Below are 18,079 nucleotides of genomic sequence, written 5' to 3' on the forward strand. Positions count from 1 at the left end.
TGCCGCGCCAGGAGGGAAATCTGAAAGGAAGCCTTATGCGACGCCGGTTTCGCCGATCGGGCCGTTCAAACGGTTGCGCAGCGCGGCGTTGATCAGGGTCTGGTATCCGGTGCCGCAACGCTCGGACAGGGTGCGAAATTCGTTGAGGACTTCGTCGTCGAGATAGATGGTGATGCGGGTCTTGCGCTTGGGAGGACGGACACGGCGAACGGGAGCGGCGGCCTGGATCGAATCGGTGTTCATGGGATCTCCTTGATGGGGGGCGAGGCTGCAGCACCGCAACCTTCAGCATGGACGATACGTACAACGCATCCGCTCCGCGCGGCAAAAGCGACGAGATGCAGATTGGCGGGGTTGAAACGCAAAAACTGGCGCTGAACCGTGTAGGTACTTTACGGCGCCTCGGTTACTATCATTGCAACTTAATTTTGAAGGAGCACGACCCATGGCTGGAGCAAGTTTACTGACCTTACTGGACGATATCGCGACCGTCCTCGACGACGTTGCCGTGATGAGCAAGGTCGCCGCCAAGAAAACCGCCGGCGTCCTGGGCGACGACCTGGCGCTCAATGCGCAGCAGGTCACAGGCGTGCGCGCCGATCGCGAACTGCCCGTGGTCTGGGCGGTGGCCAAAGGCTCGTTCGTCAACAAGGCGATCCTGGTGCCGGCGGCGCTGGCCATCTCGGTGTTCCTGCCGTGGCTCATCACGCCGCTCCTGATGATCGGCGGTGCGTTCCTGTGCTTCGAGGGCGCCGAAAAGCTCGCGCACAAATTCCTGCACAGCCCTGAGGAAGATGCACAGCACAAGGCCGCGCACGTGGCGGCGGTGGCCAATCCCGAGGTCGACCTGGTCGCGCTGGAAAAGGAAAAGATCAAGGGCGCCGTGCGCACCGACTTCATCCTGTCGGCCGAGATCATCGTGATCTCGCTGGGCACCCTGGTGGGCGTCGCCTTCGGCCAGCAGGTCGCTGTGCTGGTGGCGATCGCCATCGTGATGACGATCGGCGTGTACGGCCTGGTGGGCGCCATCGTCAAGATGGACGATGCGGGCCTCTACCTGAGCAAAAGCCAGAATGGCGCCGCGCGCGGTCTGGGCAAGGGCTTGCTGGCGTTTGCGCCGCGCCTGATGAAGGTGCTGTCGGTGGTCGGTACCGCCGCGATGTTCATGGTCGGCGGCGGCATCATCGCCCACGCCATCCCCGCCGTGCACCACTTCGCGCAAAGCATGGCTGCCGGCGTGGCTGACGTGCCAGCGATCGGCGGCGTGCTGGCGTTCCTGGTCCCGACCCTGGTCGACGCGCTCGTCGGCGTGCTCGTGGGCGCGATCATCGTCGCTGTCGTGACGTTGGTCCAGCGCATGCGGGGCAAGAAAGGCTGACGTGCTGGCGCAGCTGCGCGCGTTGATGCAACCGCCGGCCGGCATGGCGTTCGACTTCAGCCAGCCGGCCGGCGAACCGGCGCTGGCGCCAGCCGGCGGCATCACCTGGCAGGTGTTCGCCAACCCGGTCGCGCTGTTTGTCGGCGGCGTGGCGGCAGTGCTGCTCGAACTGGCCGAACCCTCGGTGCGCACCGGCGTCTGGGACCACAGCAGCTTCCGGCGCGACCCGGGCCTGCGTCTGCGCCGCACCGGTTTTGCCGCGATGATGACGGTGTACGGCCCCCGCTCGGCGGCCGAACAACTGATTGCAAACGTGGTGCGCATTCACCGCCACGTGCAGGGCACCACGCCGGCCGGCGTGCCGTACCACGCGAACGATCCGCGCCTGCTCGACTGGGTCCAGGCCACGGCCACCTTCGGCTTTACCGAGGCGTATCACCGCTACGCGCGCCGTTTGTCAGCACTTGAGAAGGATGCGGCGTTCGCCGAAGCGCAGGATGCGGCGCGCTTGTATGGCGCGACGGGTGCGCCGCGCTCGTGGAGCGAGTGGGAAGGTACGCTGGCCAGCACTGCGCCTGGCCTGGAGGGGTCGGCCATCCTGGCCGATTTCATTCGGATCATGGGCGAGGCGCCGATCCTGCCGGCGCCCCTGCGGCCGCTCCAGCGTTTGCTGGTACGCGCCGCCATCGAGATCGCACCGGAGCCGGTGCGCTCATTGCCGCAACTTCGCGGCCACGGCCTGCGCTTGGGCGAGGCCACGCTGGTGCGGGCACTGGCGCGCGGCGCCGGCTTGCTGCCACTGGGCGACACGCCACCGGCGCAGGCGACCCGGCGGCTGGCGACAGCCAGGCAGCACCACTAACACACCATCACTTCGGCGGCTGATTACGCCGCAAGAACATCGAGCCCAGGGCCATGCCGACGGCAATCGACGTGTAGACCACACCCAGCGACTTGTTCGACAGGCGTTTCTGGTACCCCGGCTGCAATGGCCGTGGCGTGAGCTTGTGATCGGTGAAGGCGGCGAAGGCCGACGTTGCCGCTGCCGAGGCAAGGATGGCCGACGGGTTCTTCTGATCGAGCACGCCGCCCATCACACGCTCGAACACCAGGGCCCAGACCGTGGCGCTGGCATGGTGAATCAACAGACCAGGCACCGTGTAGCGCAGCGAGAAGCGGTCACGGAAGCTGGCCTTGCGACCGTGCACATAGTGACTGACAGCATTGGTTGCGGCATAGGGGCTGCCGGTTTCTTTCTTTGCGACCAGCGCCATGGCGACCGTCGAGACAATACTCGAGGCCGCACCGGAGACGAGTGCGCGCTGTATTACCGTATATTTCATACAATCCTCTTTTCGATCGCGTAAAGGGAACATCGGATGCGGATTTTGCTGACGGGTGCAAGCGGGTTTGTTGGGCAACACTTGTTGCAAGCGTTGCTGACCGAAGGCCACCACGTCGTCTGCGCGGTGCGTCATCCCGAAACGAGCGACGACCCGCGCCTCAGCTATATCCATGCTGATTTCACCAACGATAACAATAAATCAACCTGGCTGTCGCGCCTCTCGGGAATCGACGCCGTGATCAACACGGTCGGCATTTTTCGCGAGAGCGGGCGCCAGACGTTTGTCCGCCTGCACAAGGAAACGCCGCGCGCCCTGTTTGCCGCCTGCGCTGAATCGCACGATGTGCAGATGGTGGTCCAGCTGTCCGCGCTGGGCGCCGATGGCGAAGGCACCACGCCGTATCACGTGTCCAAGCGCGAGGCCGACGACTACCTCGCGTCACTGCCGCTGCGTTCCTACATCGTCCAGCCGTCGCTCGTGTATGGCCGCGACGGCGGCAGCGCGCGCGCCATGCGCACGCTGGCCAGCATGCCATTCACACTGCGCTTCGGCAGCAAGCCGCAGCTGGTGCAGCCGATCCACATCGACGATCTGGTAGCGGCCATCATCGGCCTGTTCAAGCACCGGCTGCCGATGGCACCGGACGGCGGCGCGACGATGCGCGTGCCGCTGGTGGGGCCGCAGGCGATGCCCTTCACCGAATACCTGGCCACCCTGCGCCGCGCGATGGCGATGGGCCGCCAGCCGGTACTGCACTTGCCCGGGCCGGTGGCCCGCTTCGCGGCCGGCTTCGCGGGCCTGCTGCCAGGTTCGCTGCTGGATCGCGACGCGCTGAAAATGCTCGATCACGACAACAGCGCCGACGCGACACTCACGGCCAACCTGATCGGCCATCCGCCACGGCCCGTCAGTGCCTTCATCCAGGACGCCGAGTGCGAGCGCGCGCGCGCCAAGCTTGGCTGGCTGCTGCCGGTCCTGCGCTATGCCATTGCTGCGGTCTGGATTATCACGGCGATCGTCTCGCTCGGCCTGTTCCCGATCGAGAACAGCCTCGCGCTGCTGGCGCAGGCGGGCGTGCCGCCAGAGCTGCAGCTGCCAGCGCTGTACGGCGCGGGGGGCCTGGATCTGCTGCTGGGACTGGGCACGCTGTTCCTGCCGCGACGACGCTGGTTGTGGGTAACGCAGCTGGGCGTGGTGGCACTGTGCAGCGCCGTGATCGCCTTCACGCTGCCCCAGCTTCTGGTGCAGCCGTTCGGCCCCCTGGTCAAGAACCTGCCGCTGCTGGCGGCGCTCTGGCTGCTGTACCACCTCGACGAAAAATAACGATTTCAACTGACACAGGAGCACCCATGCAGGCTTACCAAATTCTTCACGGCGCCACCATCGACGGCTTGCAAGCCATCGAGTATCCGGTGCGCGACCTTGGCCTGGGCGAAGTGCGCATTCGCGTGCACGCCGTTGCGCTCAACTATCGCGACCTGATGGTCGCGGCCGGGAACTACCTGGTCTCGGTCGACGATCCGATCATCCCGTGCTCGGACGGCGCCGGCGAAGTGCTGGCCGTCGGCCCGGGCGTCACGCGCGTGCAGGTGGGCGACCGCGTGGCTGGTTCGTTCTTTCCGTTCTGGCACGAGGGCGGCCCCACGCCCGCCAAGATCCGCAATGGTCTGGGCGGCGACATCGACGGCATGCTGGCCGAAGAAGTCGTGCTGCACGAGGATGCGCTGGCGGTTGTCCCGGCGAGCCTGAGCTTCATCGAGGCGGCCACGATGCCCTGCGCAGCGGTCACCGCGTGGAATGCCATCTTCGTCTCGAGCAATCACGTCAAACCCGGCGACACCGTGCTGCTGCTGGGGACGGGCGGCGTGTCGATCCTGGGCCTGCAACTGGCGCGCGCGGCCGGCCTGCGCACGATCGTGACGTCGTCGAGCGACGAAAAACTGGCGCGCGCACGCGAACTGGGCGCGCATCACACGATCAACTACACCACGATCCCCGAATGGCAGGACGAAGTGCTGCACCTGACCCATGGCGTGGGCGCGCAGGTGGTGCTGGAAGTGGGCGGCCAGGGCACGGTGAACCGGTCAGTGGCGGCGGTGGCAATGGGCGGCACGGTGGCCATCATTGGCGGCGTGAGCGGCTTTGGCGGCGAAGTCAATCCGGCGACGCTGCTGGCCAGCGCCAAGCGCCTGGTGGGCGTGCACGTGGGCAGCCGCGCGATGCTGGAAGACGTGATGCGCTTCGTCGACGCCAGCGGCGTCAAGCCGGTGATCGACCGCGTGTTCCCGTTCGGCCAGGCGCAGGACGCGTACCGCTATCTGGAATCCGGTGCGCACTTCGGCAAGGTCGTGATTGACGTGACCAAAGCCGCGTGATCAGCGGCGCAGGCGTGGCACCAGCTCGATTTCAAACAGCTTGGGCCACAGCTTGCCGGTGACGAACAGGCGCTTGCCTTTTTCGTCCCAGGCGATGCCGTTCAGGACGGCGTCGACGGATGTCGTGCCGCGCGCTTCCGGCGGCAACAGGCCGGTCAGGTCGATCAGGCCGAGAACCTTGCCGCTGTCGGGATCGATGCGCAGGATGAGGTCCGTGCCCCAGACATTTGAATACAGCTCGCCGTTGACGAATTCGAGCTCGTTCAGGCGCGGCACCGGCTGGCCCTCGGCCGTGACCTGGATGCGGCGCAGCTCTTTCATCGTCTTCGGATCGAGGATGCGGATAGCGGCGCTGCCATCGCTCATGTACAGCTGCTTCGCATCGCCCGCCAGGCCCCAGCCTTCGCCCTCGTACTTGAATTGCTGTTTGAGCTTGAAGGTCTTGAGGTCGAACACGTAGCCGACCTGCGACTGCCAGGTCAGACCGACCAGGGTATTGCCGACTGCGGTGGAGCCTTCGCCAAACACGTTGGCCGGCAGATCGGCCTTCTGCACCACCTTGCCCGTCTTGAGGTCGACCTTGCGGATCGTCGAGTGGCCGATCTGGCCCGTGCTTTCGTACAGGTAGCCGTCGCGGTAGGACAGACCCTGCGTGAACGCTTGCGGATCGTGGGGGTAGGTGTTCTTGACAACGAAGCCATAGACCGGCGGCGCAGCCTGGGCGCTGCTGGCGACGACGAGGGCGGCGATGGCAAAGGTGGTGAGCTGTTTCAGCATGGCGGGTCGGGAAGAAAGCGGCAGGAGACTGTAGCACGAAGGCCGGGCGGCTGTTCGAGAGGCTTGCTACACATACGCCAGCAGCCGTCCGCAGGCGATGACGGCGACCCAGAGCAGCAGCGACAGCACCGCATGCAATCGGGCGCGCAGCGGCGCTTTGGCGGGCCAGCATGCGGCCGCGCGCCAGGGCCCGACGTGGAACGCCAGCGCATTCCCACCGGCCGCACCGATCAGCGCCAGCTTGAGCAGAAAGGCCCGGTTATCCAGCAGCTCGGGCTGGGTCGCGAACAGCAGCACGCCACTGGGCACGATCAGCAACAGCGCGGCCCACGTCCAGGGCAGCAGGTGGCGCGCCAGCGCCTGTACGGGCAGCGCCTCAGCCGGCCGCGTACGCCCAACGCCGAGCAGGCGCAGGTCGAACATGGCCACCGCGCCGACCAGCACCGTGAAGCCCACGATGTGGACGATCTCGACGAGCGGGTACAACCACGCGCCGTCGCGCAGGGCTTGCGCCGGTGGGGTCGATGCGAGCCACGCCGCCGCCGCGTGCGCGGCGCTCAGCGCAGCTCCGTGACCTTGTCGCCCACCGTGATGCGTTCGGCGCGCAGTTCGGCGGGCTTGGTGCGGTTGGGATAACCGACGACGGTGACGGTGCCGCCGACGGCCAGCATGTCCCTGGCCAGGCCGCGGTTTTCCATCCGGCTGGGTGGCGCCAGCACGACGAGCCAGGTTTTGTCCGGCGTCTTGAGGCGGACGTAGCCGTGAGGCTGGCGGTAACCCGATTCTTCGATGGTTCCGGTCAGCTGCTGCGGGCGGGTGGCGTCATACTCGCTCCAGCCATGGTGGGCGGCGGCGCTGGCGGACATGGCGAGCAGCAGGGCGGCCAAAGCAGGTGTGCGTTTCATGGGCGACTCCGGTGAAGGTGACTCGACGAATGCAGCGCCAGCATATGCCTGTGACGGGGATTCGGGCGCACGGTTTCTACACACGTTTTCTGCGCCCGTATCCTGGATACGGGCGCGTGTACGATGTGCTGTCACCAACACATCAGGAGTGGGTCATGCTGATATGCCGCGCGGCCACCGCAGCCGATCTTGCGGCCTTGTGGCCGCTGCGCACACGGGCCGTGCGGGCCAGTCGCGCGGCGCACTATCCAGCGGCCGTGATCGAGACCTGGTCCGCCAGCACCCCGCCGGCATCGTTGGCGGAGCTGGTGAATCTGGGGAGCGCCGTGGTGGCGGAAGAAGACGGCGCGCTGGCAGGCTTCGCGGTGCTCGACCTGGCCAGCGGCGAAGTCGATGCTGTGTTTGTCGAACCAGCGTATCAAGGGCGCGGGATCGCGCTGGACTTGCTGCGCTGGCTCGAGGAACTGGCGCAGGGGCGCGGCGTGCAACGCCTGTTTCTGTCCGCGTCGCTCAATGCGGTGGCGTTCTATGAGCGCGCCGGATTCATGCGGGTGCGCGACGAGGTGTACGCGCATCGCAGCGGGATCGGCATCGCGTCCATGTTCATGGAAAAGATGCTGTCACCCGCTTGCGATGGCGCAGCACCGCTCAAGTGAACGTGAACGTCGCCTCTAGAGCTATTTCAGCATGACTGGTCGGGAAGGAGGCACCATCAGATCATGCAGGATGCGTGGACCTCGCCAGGTAAGGGTCTTACACTGGCCTGGTGATTACTGCCATCAAGGATATGGATGCAGAATTTTTTGAAGGCTCTGGGCATCGCCGTTGCTGCGACTTTGCCGTGCGTCGCGGCGCAGGCGGCCTGCGAGGACTACACAAAAGAACTGCGCACGATGGTCAGCGCCGACCAGGCCCTGCGCTCCCGGCTCGACTTCAGCAAGATCAATACCCCGGCCCAACAGAAAATCGGAGCGCACATGGCCGTGATCGACCGTGCCAACACGGCGCGTCTGAAGGTCCTGTTTGCACAGTGCGGTTTTCCTGACACCGAAAGACACGGCGAGCGCGCCGAGCGCGATGCCTGGCTGCTGGTGCAGCACGCCGACCACGACAGGGCATTCCAGAAGCAGACGTTGGCCTTGCTCGAGAAGATCGCTGCAGAGCGTGGCGAACCGGTAGGGCGCAACTTTGCCTATCTGTCCGACCGTGTCGCGGTGGCCGAGCGCAGGCCGCAGCTGTATGGCACCCAGCTGATGTCGCTGCCGGAGAAACCGTGCGATTTTGACTTTGATCCGCTGGACGATCGCCAGAAAGTCGAAGCGCGCCGCGCCGCCCTGAATATGCCCCCACTCGATATCTACAAAGAGATGGTCATCAAAAACGCAAACTGCCAGGGGGATGTGCCGGAGACCAGGCCCGCGTCGCCATCACCACTGTGATTGGTGCACAGGCCGCAGCGCACGCAGGGGCGACGCAAGACAAAAAAAAGCCCACCGAAGTGGGCCAGTCTTACGCTAGCATCAATCGATGAAGGTGAACGTCGCTTCCTGCGTCAGGCGCGACTTCGGCAAGCCCGCATTGAAGTCGGCTGGCGAGGAGTAACCGAAGCTCACCAGCACCAGACTGGTCAAGCCCTTCTCGTTCAGGCCGAATTCGGCGTCGAGGATCTTCTGGTCGAAGCCTTCCATCGGCGTCGCATCGATCTCCAGCGTGGCTGCGCCGACCAGCGCGGTGCCCAGCGCCAGGTAGACCTGCTTTTCGAGCCACTGGGCCACGTCCTTGGTGCCGTAGCGGTGCTGGTTGACATAGCCGCGGCGGGTGGCGTCCTGGCCGGCGCGCGCCTGCGCGTCGCGGAAGCGCCCGTCGCGCTCTTCCTGCTCCAGCAGCGCGTCCAGGTGCGCTTCGTCCATGTCGACGCGGGCGCACAGCACGATCACGTGCGACGCATCGTTGACCTTGGCGGCGTTGTAGACGTAGCCGCCCTGGGTCGCCTTGGCGATCCGTGCACGGCCTTCGGGCGTGTTGGCGACGATGAAGTGCCATGGCTGCGAATTGACCGACGACGCGCTGTTACGCAGCAGGTCATACACTTGCTGCATCACTTCTTCGGGGATGCGACGCTCGCTATCGTAGGCTTTGGCGGTATGGCGCTTCTTGGCGGCCGACAGAATGTCCATGGTGTTCCTTTCGCTTTCGCTGGGTGATCGTGGGATTTTTCAATCCCACGATGGTAAGCGATTCCGGCGTCAGAAGTTTTCGAGGACGATTTTTCCGATAGCCTTGCCGCTTTCAATCAGCGCATGCGCACGGCGCAGGTTGTCGGCCGTGATCGGGCCGAAGTGCTCGCCCAGAGTCGTCGTCAGGCGGCCATCATCGACCATGTCGGCCACGCGGTTCAGCAGCTCGTGCTGGCGCACCATGTCGGGTGTGCCGAACAGCGAGCGCGTGAACATCAGCTCCCAGTGCAGCGAGATCGACTTGCGCTTGAGCGGCACCGCGTCGAGCGTGGCGGGATCGTCGATCAGCGCCAGCTGGCCCTGCGGCGCGAGGGCCTCGATGATGTCGGCGTAGTGATGATCGGTGTGCGTCAGGCTGATGACGATGTCGACCTGATCGAAGCCCAGTTCGGCCAGCTGCGGCTGCATCGGGCGCGTATGGTCCACGGTATGGTGCGCCCCCAGTTTGGTGACCCACTCGCGCGTGGCATCACGCGAGGCGCTGCCGATGACGGTGAGGCCCGTGAGCTGGCGCGCAAGCTGAATCAGGATCGAGCCAACACCGCCGGCCGCGCCGATGACCAGCAGCGACTTGCCAGCGCCGCCGCCTTCGGGCACGCGCAGGCGGTCGAACAGCAGCTCCCAGGCCGTGATCGATGTCAGGGGCAGGGCAGCCGCTTCGGCAAAGCCGAGCGTACGGGGCTTCTTGCCGACAATGCGCTCATCGACCGCCTGGAACTGGCTGTTGGAGCCCGGGCGAATAAGCGATCCGGCATAAAACACCTCATCGCCCGGCGCGAACAGCGTGACGCCTTCACCAACCGACTGCACGACACCACTGGCATCCCACCCAAGCACACGCGGCTCAGTCACCGCCACGCCAAGGCGGATCTTCGTATCGACCGGATTGACCGACACCGCGCGCACCTCGACCACCACATCATGCGGTCCCGGCTCCGGCATCGCCAATTCCATCTCGACAAGCGCCTTCGGATCACCGATCGGCAACCCATTCTGCGTATAAACAATTGCTTTCATTTCTTCTCCTAAAAACAAACAATGAGGGTCAGAGTCGAATTGTTTGACAACTTCATTTAATCAATTTCTTATTAATTCAACTCTGACCCTAATTGATTTGCAAGACATGCAGCCGAGCTCAACGTTGAAGCCAGATAGAACGGAAATTGGATCAATTGCTCATTAATTCTACTCTGACCCTAATTGTTTAATGGGGTGATGCGGCATAAAAGTATGCCCGTAAGATACTAATTTAAATCAGGAAATTAAATCATCCCTCAACGCATAAAATTCAAAGAAAACAATTAGGGTCAGAGTCGAATTGTTTGTCAATTTTTGAAAATAAATTGAAAATTAATTCGACTCTGACCCTAATTAAAGCTGGCACACATTCAAGTGATTCAATACTGTTGACGCTGCGACATTTACTGGCTTGATATTGGGCTATTGCTCGTTAATTCTACACTGACCCTCATTTTTATGGCGTGAGGCGTTTGACGATGGTGCCGTTTTGGATGACGACGGTGGGGGTTTCCAGCAGGCGGACGTTGACGGTTGGGTCGCCTTCGACGGCGACGAGGTCGGCGTAGCGGCCGGGTTCGATGATGCCGACGTCTTTGCGTGCCAGTGCTTCGGCGGCATTGATGGTGGCGCTCTGGATTGCTTGCAGTGGCGTCATGCCGTACTGGACCATGACGGCGAACTGCTTGCCGTTGCCGCCGTGCGGGTGGACGCCGGCGTCGGTGCCGAACACCATTTTCACGCCGGCTGCGTGCGCGCGCTTGAAGTTCTGGCGCTGCAGTTCCGTTACTTCGCGGTCCTTGCGCAGATTGTCTTCCAGCACGCCGTTCTTCTTGCCCTCAAGCGCCGTGTAGCTGCCGTTGTAGATGTCCATCGACAGCCATGCGCCGTGCTTCTTGGCCAGGGCGATGCCTTCGTCGTCGATCAGGCTGGCGTGCTCGATCGTGTTCACGCCGGCGCGGATGGCGTCCTTGATGCCGGCGGCGCCGTGCGCGTGCGCGGCGACCTGCAGGCCCCACTGGTGCGCTTCTTCGACGGCCGCGCGCAGTTCGGCGAGGTTCATTTGCTGCTGGCCCGGCTCGGTGTTGCGCGAGAAGACGCCGCCCGTGGCGCACACCTTGATGACCTGGGCGCCGTACTTGCGCAGCGAGCGTACCGACTTGCGCACTTCGTCCGGACCGTCGGCGTTATATGGGCCTTTCTGGTCCATCGATGGCGGGAAGTAGGTGCTGTCGCAGTGGCTGCCGGTCGGGCCGAACGACCAGGCGGCGGGGATGATGCGCGGGCCGCGCACCTTGCCGGCGGCGATCGCCTGGCCCAGGCCGACGTCGTTCCAGTCCGCCGCGCCCAGATTGCGCACCGTGGTAAAGCCCGCGTCGAGCGTCTTGCCCGCATGCGCCACGGCCAGCGCCGACCAGAAGCGGTCGTTGTATTCGAGGTTGCTGTAGCCGCCGTAGGTAGGGTCGGAATCGAGGTGGACGTGCATGTCGATCAGGCCGGGCAGCAGGGTCATGCCGGGCAGGTCGATGCGCGTGGGGGCTTCGCCAGCGGCTGCCGCGCCGCCAGCAGCCGCAGCGCCACCCGCACGCCCGATACTGACGACTTTGCCGTCACGCACCAGGATCTCGGGCTTGTCGATCATGCGCCCGGTTTTCACGTCCAGCAGCCGCTCGGCGCTGATGATGACATCGGCGGCGTGTACGCCGGACCAGCCCAGGGTGGCCATGCACAGGGCCATCAGTTTCAGTGCCAAACGGTTCTTGCGGTTCAAGCCAGCTCCTCGAAAGTTGAATAGACAAAATGCAACTTTACACCGCCATGCACCCTGTCCATCCACTTTTTTTGCAGCCTCACGCGTCAACCACGAGCAGCACCGCCAGCACCAGCATCACGGCCCCAGTGAGCGCCTCGATCACGCGCCACACGCCAGGGCGCGCCAGCGTCGACGCGAAGCGCCGCGCCCCCAGCCCAATCGCCGAGAACCACAACGCGGACGCCGTGATCGCCCCCAGCGCAAACGAACTACGCTCGCTTGCCGCCAGGCTGCTGCCGACCGCCCCCAGCAGCACCACAGTGTCCAGATACACATGCGGATTGAGCAGCGACAACGCCAGCACGGTCACCAGCGCCGCGCCCAGCGTCTGCGCCTGCGCAGCTGCGTCGCCGGACAGGGTCGCGCCGCCACGCCAGCTGCTCGACCAGCAGCGCAGCCCGTACCAGACCAGGAATGCCGCGCCGCCGTAGCGCGCCAGCGGCATCAGAACTGGAGACGCTTCGATCAGCGCGCCCAGGCCACTGGTGCCGGCCGCGATCAGGATCGCATCGACGATGATGCAAGTGGCGACCGTCGGCAGTACGTGCCGGCCCCGCACTGCAGTGCGCAGCACGTGCGCGTTCTGGGCGCCGATGCCCACGATGAGACCTGCGCCCAGTCCCAGCCCCTGAAGATAAATCTGTTGCGAGAACATGGCAGCCTTTCGTGCGAAAGCCGCCACTATTCCAGCCCATGAACTCGACTTCAATTATATTCATGATTATTCAGGCTACGTAAGAAGCGCTAATCATGAAGCTCGACCCTCGCCGCAGCGCCGCCTTCCTCGCCGCCATCGACGCCGGCAGCCTGGAAGCCGCCGCCGCCCAGCTCAGAATCACACCGTCGGCCGTCTCGCAGCGCATCTCGGCGCTGGAGCAGGACATGGGCACGCCGCTGCTGGTGCGCAGCCGGCCCTGCCGCCCGACCGCGCCCGGTGCGCGGCTGCTGCAATACCTGCGCCGCTCCACGCTGCTCGAATCGGAGTTCCTGGCCGAGATGACGGGCGACCCGGGCCCGGCGCGCGTGACGCTGGCCGTCAACAACGACACGCTGGCGACCTGGCTGCTGCCAGTGCTGGCGCCCATCCTGATCGACGAGCAGCTGCTCGTCGAATTCATCCTCGACAACCAGGGCCACACGTTCTCGCTGCTCGAAGGCGGCCACGCGGTGGCCTGCATCTCGGGCGAGCCGGAACCGATGCGCGGCTGCAGCGCGAGCCTGCTTGGCGTGATGCGCTACCGGCTGGTGGCCTCGCCCGCATTCGCGCAGCGCTGGTTCCCCAATGGGATCACGCGCGCGACCGCGCAGGTCGCGCCGCTGATGGTCTTCGATCGCAAGGATGCGATGCAGTCGTCGTTTTTGCTCACGCAATTCGGGCTGCCGGACGGCGCGTATCCGTTTCACTACGTGCCATCCAGCGATGCGTTCGCGGAAGCGGTGCGCCTGGGTCTGGGCTACGGCATGCTGCCACACGAGCAGTGCGCGGCGCTGTTGCAGAGCGGCGCACTGGTCGACCTGTCGCCGGCCATCGCGCACGACGTGCCGCTGTACTGGCACGCGTGGCGCATCCAGCCCCCGCGCCTCGAACGCATGGGCGCGGCGCTGCTCAAGGCCGCGCGCGCTGCGCTGCTGCCGCTCGATCAGCCTTGAACCATGCGGGCAGGCGCCACAACGAAAAAAGGCCGGCTGCACAAGCAGCCGGCCCCTCAGGTCAGTCAACGATCAGATCAAGCGATCACGAACCGATGCGGCCACCGTCGTTCTTGGTGATGACCAGCGTCGCCGAACGCGGACGCTTGCCGCCGCCGTAGCCGGCGTTGGCTGGCCACTGGCTCGTGTACTTGGTGACGTCGCCGATGTTGGCGGCAGCCGTGTTTTCACCCGGGTGCTGGATGTTGACGAACAGCGCCTTGCCGTCCGGCGTTTCAGCGATGCCGGTCAGCTCGCAGCCTTTCGGGCCCACCAGGAAGCGCTTGAGCGTGTCCGGCGTGGCGGCCTTGCCAACGTAGGTGTCGACGTTCAGGACCGAACCGTCGGCCTTCGCATTCGGCACGGTGACCTTCTTGCCGTCGCCGACCGAGCCTGGCAAGCCGGCGAGCATCATGCAGTTGGTGACGTCGGTGTAGGCGCCATCGTCGGTCTGGAACCAGCAGATGCCGGTCGAGACGGTGAAGGACATGCCGTCCGGGCTCGAGAAGTCCTGGTCCGCGGAGAGGCCGGACAGGTTGATCGTGCTGGCAGCGGCAGCCGCTTCGGCGCCGAACAGGTACACGTCCCAGCTGAAGGTGGTGGCGGTCGAACCGGCGGCATCTTCCTTCATGCGGATGATGTGACCGTTCGGATTGCCCAGCTGGGCGGTGGTGCCCTTCATGTCGGTGTAGGCGCGCGGGTTGGCCGCGTCCACGCCCACCTGGCTCGAGCCGCTTGGCTCGGCGCGGCGATTGCTGTTATTGGTCAGCGTGTAGTAGATCTCGCCGTTGGCCGGGTTGACCGAGCACCATTCAGGACGGTCCATCTTGGTCGCGCCGACGGCATCGGCCGCCAGGCGGGCGTTGACGAACACGTCGGCCTGGTCGGCAAACTTGTAGGTGGCGTAGCCGGCAATCGCGGCGTTGGCGATGTTCAGTTCGATCCAGCTACCCTTGCCGTCGGCGTTGAACTTGGCCACATACAGCTTGCCGCTGTCGAGGTATTTGTCGCCGGTGGCGATACGGTCGGTGGCAATGGCATCGGCCGGATTCCACGGTGCGGTCGAGACGAATTTGTAGATGTACTCACCGCGCGAATCGTCACCCATGTAGATGGCCAGCGGCGCGCCGGCCAGCAGGCGGCCGAAGGCGGCGCTCTCGTGGGCGAAGCGGCCCAGCGCGGTGCGCTTTTTCAGTGGACGGGTCTTGTCGTAGGCATCCATCTCGATGATGTAGCCTTCGCCGTTGAGTTCATTGCGGTAGTCATCGCTGCCGTCGATCGACGTGCCTTTTTTGCTGATGTTCCAGCGTGCGTACTTGTCGTCCGTGCCGCCCGTTTCCCAGCCGTGACGCGAGGCCGCGCCCTGCGCCACGCCGTAGCGGTTCAGCGATGCGACGCTCTTGTCGCCGCGCGCTGCGTTATCGGTGGCCGAGCGGGTGAAGTAGCCGGCCCAGTTTTCTTCGCCCGACAGATAGGTGTTCCACGGGGTGCGGCCGGTGCCGCAGTTGTTGAGCGTGCCGCGGAACTTGGTGCCGTCCGGCGAGTACTTGGTCTTGACCAGCGCATTGCCGCGCACCGGACCCGAAATCTGGACCTCGGTCTGCTGGTGCACGCGGCGGTTGAAATTCGAATTCTGCAGGTATTCCCACTTGCCGTTATTGGTGCGGACTTCGACGACGGACAGGCCGTGCAGCGCCATCTCCTTGTCGACTTCCAGCGCCGGGCGCGGCAGCGTATTGGTGCCGCCATTGGCGTGCACGAAGAACGAGGCCAGGCCTTCGTTGGTGGTCGCTTCGTGGTTCATGGCCAGCAGGCCGCGCGTGACGCCGGTGGTCGAGACGGCGCCGTCGGCGGACAGCGAGAAGAATTCCATGCCGTCGTGGTGGTCGCCCGCGCGGTTCTCGAAATCGGTGTCGGTGCCGTCGTTCTTGTAGGCGGGGGTGCCGGCCGCGAGCGGATCGCCCAGCGCATAGATCACGCTGGCGGTGTAACCAGCCGGGACGACGACGGTGTCGGCCAGGCTCTTGCCGACGGCGGTGAAACCGAGCAGCTTTTCGACCGGCGGCGGCGGTGTGGTGGCCACTGGCGGTGGGGCCGCGGTGACAGGATCATCATCCGAACCGCCGCACGCGGTCAGGCCGAAGGTGCTCAGCAGCGCGGTGGCGGCCGTGGCAGCGCCGCCGCGCAGCATGTTGCGGCGGCTCAGGCGGGCGTTCATGACAGTGCTGAATTGCTCGTTCGACGAAGTATTCAGGTCGATATCGTCATGGTCGATGCCATGGCGGGCGAGATCGGTCGGCTTGTTCACGGGATGGATCCTGTATTTGTTGTGTGGATAAGGGAAAGCCCGTGAATAGTAGTAAGACAAGATGACGCCGGCGTGACAGTTTGGTCACAGTTTGATGACACGAGGGGGAATACGCCCGTCCCGGATGCACGACGTATGCATCATTACTGCAAGTTTGCGGCGATCTGGGTAAAATTTCCTGTTGAAATTGTTTTAACGCTCTCCGTGTCTGGAGACATAGCCGGAAGGTCACACATGCAGGAACCCCGCGACACCATGCCGGCACAGGACGCCGTCTCCTTCGGCTGGGCATTGTTCGAAGCCATCCCCGACTGCGTGAAACTGCTCGACACGGATGGCACGATCCTCGCAATGAACTGCAATGGCCGCAGCGCAATGGAGATCGACGATATCGCCCTGCTGCGTGGCCAGTCATGGATGGCGTTCTGGCCGGCCGCATCCCACGACGCCGTGCAAGCGGCGCTCGAGACGGCGCGTGCCGGCGGCACCGGCCATCTCGTTGCCGCCTGTCCCACTGCCAAAGGCACGCCCAAGTGGTGGGACGTGATGGTCACCCGCACCGCCAGCGGCGACGGCCTGCGCGCTCACCTGCTCGTGATCTCGCGCGACATCACGCAGCAACGCAACGCCAGCGAGGAGCGCGAACAGCTGCTGCACCAGCTGCAGGCCGCGAACATCGAAAGCAGACGGGTGGTCGAACAGCTGCGCGCCAGCGAAGAGCGCTACCGCACCCTGTTCGACTCGGTTGATGAAGGCTTCTGCATTTTCGAGATGCTGTTCGACGAGGCAAACCGGCCCGTCGACTACCGCTTCCTCGAGATGAACCCGACCTTCCAGGCGCACACCGGCCTGAAAAACGCCGTGGGCCGCACCGCGCGCGAGATGCTGCCAGGGCTCGACGACTTCTGGTTCGACACCTATGGCCGCGTGGCGCTCACGGGTGAACCGGTGCGCTTCGAGAACGAGGCGCCGGCCATGAACCGCTGGTTCGATGTCTACGCAACCCGCATCGGCGGTGCGGACAGCCGCAAGGTGGGACTGCTGTTCAACGACATCTCGGCGCGCAAGCAGTCCGAATCGACGCTGCGGCGCCTGGCCGACGACCTGGCCGAGGCCGACCGCCGCAAGACCGAATTTCTGGCCACGCTGGCGCACGAGCTGCGCAACCCGCTGGCGCCGATCAGGAACGGCCTGTCGGTCATGCGCATGAGCGGCGACAATCCGGCAGCCATGGCGAAAGTGCGCGACATGATGGAGCGCCAGGTCGGGCACATGGTGCGCCTGATCGACGACCTGCTCGACATCGCCCGCATCAGCGGCGGCAAGCTGGAACTCAAGCGCCAGCGCACCGACCTGGCCGCCATCCTGGCCAGCGCGGTCGAAACGAGCATGCCGCTGATCGAGGCAGGCGGGCATGCATTCACGCTCGACGTGCCCGATGCGGCCCTGCCGGTCGACGCCGATGCGACCCGCATCGCGCAGGTCGTGGCCAACCTGCTCAATAACGCGGCCAAGTACACGCCGCCGGGCGGGCAGATCGCCCTGTCGGCGCGGCGCGATGGCCTTGACGCGGTGATCACGGTGCGTGACAGCGGCGTGGGCATCGCGGCGGATGCGCTGGCCGGTGTGTTCGAGATGTTCAGCCAGATCGGCCGCACGGTCGACCGCTCGCAGGGCGGGCTGGGCATCGGCCTGTCGCTGGTGCGCCGGCTGGTGGAGATGCATGGCGGCTCGGTCTCCGCCACCAGCGCCGGCGCCAATGCCGGCAGCATCTTCACGGTGCGCCTGCCATTGGCCGCCGAGGCAGTACAGGCCGGGCCGGCGCCAGGCGAACCTGCGCCGGCGCTTGATAACGCGGCCGGTGGCCTGAAGGTGCTGGTGGTGGACGACAACGTCGATGCGGCCGTGACGCTGTCGATGATTCTGGAGATGTCGGGCTACACGGTGAAAGTCGCGCACGACGGCTACGAGGCGCTGGCCGTCGCGCAGGCGTTCGGTCCGCGCGTGGCGTTTCTGGACATCGGCATGCCGGGCATGAGCGGCTACGAGACGGCGCGCGCAATCCGCGCCACGCCGGGCCTGGAAGACATCGTGCTGGTGGCGCTGACCGGCTGGGGCGCCGAGAGCGATCGCCAGCGCTCGAACGAGGCGGGGTTTGATCACCATCTGACCAAACCGGTGCAGCTCGACGTGGTCGAGGCGCTGCTGGCGGGCCTGTGACGCCGGCGCTTGAC

Annotated in this window: 19 protein-coding genes; 9 read left to right on the forward strand and 10 right to left on the reverse strand. The window is 65.0% G+C overall.

Annotation, left to right across the window (positions count from 1 at the left end):
• Positions 1–33 precede the first annotated feature (33 nt).
• Positions 34–243 (reverse strand): BrnA antitoxin family protein, encoded by a 210-nt coding sequence (locus AC1MGT_RS11085; protein ID WP_183554960.1) that lies wholly within the window; start codon positions 241–243, stop codon positions 34–36.
• A gap of 47 nt (positions 244–290) precedes the next feature.
• Between AC1MGT_RS11085 and AC1MGT_RS11090 the strand changes: the two genes are divergently transcribed.
• Genes AC1MGT_RS11090 through AC1MGT_RS11100 form a run of 3 tightly spaced genes read left to right on the forward strand, consistent with a single transcriptional unit; the run spans position 291 to position 2,240 of the window.
• A complete protein-coding gene (locus tag AC1MGT_RS11090) occupies positions 291–467 on the forward strand; it encodes a hypothetical protein (protein WP_499504189.1) in 177 nt (58 codons plus the stop codon).
• Positions 446–1,378 (forward strand): DUF808 domain-containing protein, encoded by a 933-nt coding sequence (locus AC1MGT_RS11095; RefSeq protein WP_499504190.1) that lies wholly within the window; start codon positions 446–448, stop codon positions 1,376–1,378. The genes AC1MGT_RS11090 and AC1MGT_RS11095 overlap by 22 nt, the downstream gene beginning before the upstream one ends.
• A 1-nt stretch (position 1,379) precedes the next feature.
• Positions 1,380–2,240 carry an oxygenase MpaB family protein gene (locus AC1MGT_RS11100; RefSeq protein ID WP_499504191.1) on the forward strand — a complete coding sequence of 287 codons (861 nt, stop codon included), beginning with the start codon at positions 1,380–1,382 and terminating at the stop codon, positions 2,238–2,240.
• Positions 2,241–2,247: 7 nt separating this feature from the next.
• On the opposite strand, the gene AC1MGT_RS11105 is transcribed toward AC1MGT_RS11100, so the two are convergent.
• Complete coding sequence (locus tag AC1MGT_RS11105; protein ID WP_499504192.1) at positions 2,248–2,721, reverse strand: hypothetical protein; 474 nt, start codon at positions 2,719–2,721, stop codon at positions 2,248–2,250.
• A 36-nt stretch (positions 2,722–2,757) separates the two neighbouring features.
• Here AC1MGT_RS11105 and AC1MGT_RS11110 point away from each other — a divergent pair, with 36 nt between their 5' ends.
• Both AC1MGT_RS11110 and AC1MGT_RS11115 read left to right on the forward strand, forming a co-directional pair.
• Complete coding sequence (locus tag AC1MGT_RS11110) at positions 2,758–4,047, forward strand: SDR family oxidoreductase (protein WP_499504193.1); 1,290 nt, start codon at positions 2,758–2,760, stop codon at positions 4,045–4,047.
• Positions 4,048–4,073: 26 nt separating this feature from the next.
• A complete protein-coding gene (locus AC1MGT_RS11115) occupies positions 4,074–5,099 on the forward strand; it encodes a zinc-dependent alcohol dehydrogenase family protein (RefSeq protein WP_499504194.1) in 1,026 nt (341 codons plus the stop codon).
• Here AC1MGT_RS11115 and AC1MGT_RS11120 read toward each other — a convergent pair whose 3' ends face one another.
• From AC1MGT_RS11120 to AC1MGT_RS11130, 3 genes are all read right to left on the reverse strand, one after another.
• Entirely contained in the window at positions 5,100–5,876 is a 777-nt protein-coding gene (locus tag AC1MGT_RS11120; protein ID WP_499504195.1) for a glutaminyl-peptide cyclotransferase, read from the reverse strand.
• 66 nt (positions 5,877–5,942) lie between these two features.
• The gene (locus AC1MGT_RS11125) at positions 5,943–6,362 is read right to left on the reverse strand and encodes a DUF6644 family protein (RefSeq protein WP_499504196.1); all 420 of its coding nucleotides are present in this window, start codon (positions 6,360–6,362) and stop codon (positions 5,943–5,945) included.
• Between the two features lie 71 nt (positions 6,363–6,433).
• Positions 6,434–6,781 (reverse strand): DUF6152 family protein, encoded by a 348-nt coding sequence (locus AC1MGT_RS11130; RefSeq protein ID WP_499456092.1) that lies wholly within the window; start codon positions 6,779–6,781, stop codon positions 6,434–6,436.
• Positions 6,782–6,936: 155 nt separating this feature from the next.
• Between AC1MGT_RS11130 and AC1MGT_RS11135 the strand changes: the two genes are divergently transcribed.
• Both AC1MGT_RS11135 and AC1MGT_RS11140 read left to right on the forward strand, forming a co-directional pair.
• Positions 6,937–7,437: a GNAT family N-acetyltransferase gene (locus AC1MGT_RS11135; RefSeq protein WP_499504197.1), complete on the forward strand. Its 501-nt coding sequence runs from the start codon at positions 6,937–6,939 to the stop codon at positions 7,435–7,437.
• A 135-nt stretch (positions 7,438–7,572) separates the two neighbouring features.
• The gene (locus AC1MGT_RS11140; RefSeq protein WP_499504198.1) at positions 7,573–8,220 is read left to right on the forward strand and encodes a DUF6624 domain-containing protein; all 648 of its coding nucleotides are present in this window, start codon (positions 7,573–7,575) and stop codon (positions 8,218–8,220) included.
• Positions 8,221–8,301: 81 nt separating this feature from the next.
• Here AC1MGT_RS11140 and nfsB read toward each other — a convergent pair whose 3' ends face one another.
• From nfsB to AC1MGT_RS11160, 4 genes are all read right to left on the reverse strand, one after another.
• Positions 8,302–8,958 carry an oxygen-insensitive NAD(P)H nitroreductase gene (nfsB, locus tag AC1MGT_RS11145; protein ID WP_499504199.1) on the reverse strand — a complete coding sequence of 219 codons (657 nt, stop codon included), beginning with the start codon at positions 8,956–8,958 and terminating at the stop codon, positions 8,302–8,304.
• Positions 8,959–9,027: 69 nt separating this feature from the next.
• Entirely contained in the window at positions 9,028–10,035 is a 1,008-nt protein-coding gene (locus AC1MGT_RS11150) for a zinc-binding alcohol dehydrogenase family protein (protein WP_499504200.1), read from the reverse strand.
• Between the two features lie 457 nt (positions 10,036–10,492).
• On the reverse strand, positions 10,493–11,806 hold the full coding sequence (locus AC1MGT_RS11155) for a Xaa-Pro dipeptidase (protein WP_499504202.1): 1,314 nt from the start codon (positions 11,804–11,806) through the stop codon (positions 10,493–10,495).
• Positions 11,807–11,885: 79 nt separating this feature from the next.
• A complete protein-coding gene (locus AC1MGT_RS11160) occupies positions 11,886–12,503 on the reverse strand; it encodes a LysE/ArgO family amino acid transporter (RefSeq protein WP_499504203.1) in 618 nt (205 codons plus the stop codon).
• 95 nt (positions 12,504–12,598) lie between these two features.
• On the opposite strand from AC1MGT_RS11160, the gene AC1MGT_RS11165 reads away from it, so the two are divergent.
• On the forward strand, positions 12,599–13,498 hold the full coding sequence (locus AC1MGT_RS11165) for a LysR family transcriptional regulator ArgP (RefSeq protein WP_499504204.1): 900 nt from the start codon (positions 12,599–12,601) through the stop codon (positions 13,496–13,498).
• An 85-nt stretch (positions 13,499–13,583) separates the two neighbouring features.
• Here the strand turns inward: AC1MGT_RS11165 and AC1MGT_RS11170 are convergent, their stop codons facing one another.
• A complete protein-coding gene (locus AC1MGT_RS11170) occupies positions 13,584–15,845 on the reverse strand; it encodes a PhoX family protein (RefSeq protein ID WP_499504205.1) in 2,262 nt (753 codons plus the stop codon).
• A 234-nt stretch (positions 15,846–16,079) separates the two neighbouring features.
• Here AC1MGT_RS11170 and AC1MGT_RS11175 point away from each other — a divergent pair, with 234 nt between their 5' ends.
• Positions 16,080–18,065: an ATP-binding protein gene (locus tag AC1MGT_RS11175; protein ID WP_499504206.1), complete on the forward strand. Its 1,986-nt coding sequence runs from the start codon at positions 16,080–16,082 to the stop codon at positions 18,063–18,065.
• Positions 18,066–18,079 lie beyond the last annotated feature (14 nt).

It is taken from the genome of Telluria sp. BA11 (genome assembly GCF_056680305.1).

Coding starts and splice junctions, on each gene's coding strand:
- AC1MGT_RS11160 (WP_499504203.1), bottom strand. CDS start 12,503: ATGTTCTCGCAACAGATTTATCTTCAGGGGCTGGGACTGGGCGCAGGT.
- AC1MGT_RS11105 (WP_499504192.1), bottom strand. CDS start 2,721: ATGAAATATACGGTAATACAGCGCGCACTCGTCTCCGGTGCGGCCTCG.
- AC1MGT_RS11090 (WP_499504189.1), top strand. CDS start 291: ATGGACGATACGTACAACGCATCCGCTCCGCGCGGCAAAAGCGACGAG.
- AC1MGT_RS11165 (WP_499504204.1), top strand. CDS start 12,599: ATGAAGCTCGACCCTCGCCGCAGCGCCGCCTTCCTCGCCGCCATCGAC.
- nfsB (WP_499504199.1), bottom strand. CDS start 8,958: ATGGACATTCTGTCGGCCGCCAAGAAGCGCCATACCGCCAAAGCCTAC.
- AC1MGT_RS11115 (WP_499504194.1), top strand. CDS start 4,074: ATGCAGGCTTACCAAATTCTTCACGGCGCCACCATCGACGGCTTGCAA.
- AC1MGT_RS11120 (WP_499504195.1), bottom strand. CDS start 5,876: ATGCTGAAACAGCTCACCACCTTTGCCATCGCCGCCCTCGTCGTCGCC.
- AC1MGT_RS11110 (WP_499504193.1), top strand. CDS start 2,758: ATGCGGATTTTGCTGACGGGTGCAAGCGGGTTTGTTGGGCAACACTTG.
- AC1MGT_RS11150 (WP_499504200.1), bottom strand. CDS start 10,035: ATGAAAGCAATTGTTTATACGCAGAATGGGTTGCCGATCGGTGATCCG.
- AC1MGT_RS11095 (WP_499504190.1), top strand. CDS start 446: ATGGCTGGAGCAAGTTTACTGACCTTACTGGACGATATCGCGACCGTC.
- AC1MGT_RS11085 (WP_183554960.1), bottom strand. CDS start 243: ATGAACACCGATTCGATCCAGGCCGCCGCTCCCGTTCGCCGTGTCCGT.
- AC1MGT_RS11140 (WP_499504198.1), top strand. CDS start 7,573: ATGCAGAATTTTTTGAAGGCTCTGGGCATCGCCGTTGCTGCGACTTTG.
- AC1MGT_RS11130 (WP_499456092.1), bottom strand. CDS start 6,781: ATGAAACGCACACCTGCTTTGGCCGCCCTGCTGCTCGCCATGTCCGCC.
- AC1MGT_RS11135 (WP_499504197.1), top strand. CDS start 6,937: ATGCTGATATGCCGCGCGGCCACCGCAGCCGATCTTGCGGCCTTGTGG.
- AC1MGT_RS11175 (WP_499504206.1), top strand. CDS start 16,080: ATGCAGGAACCCCGCGACACCATGCCGGCACAGGACGCCGTCTCCTTC.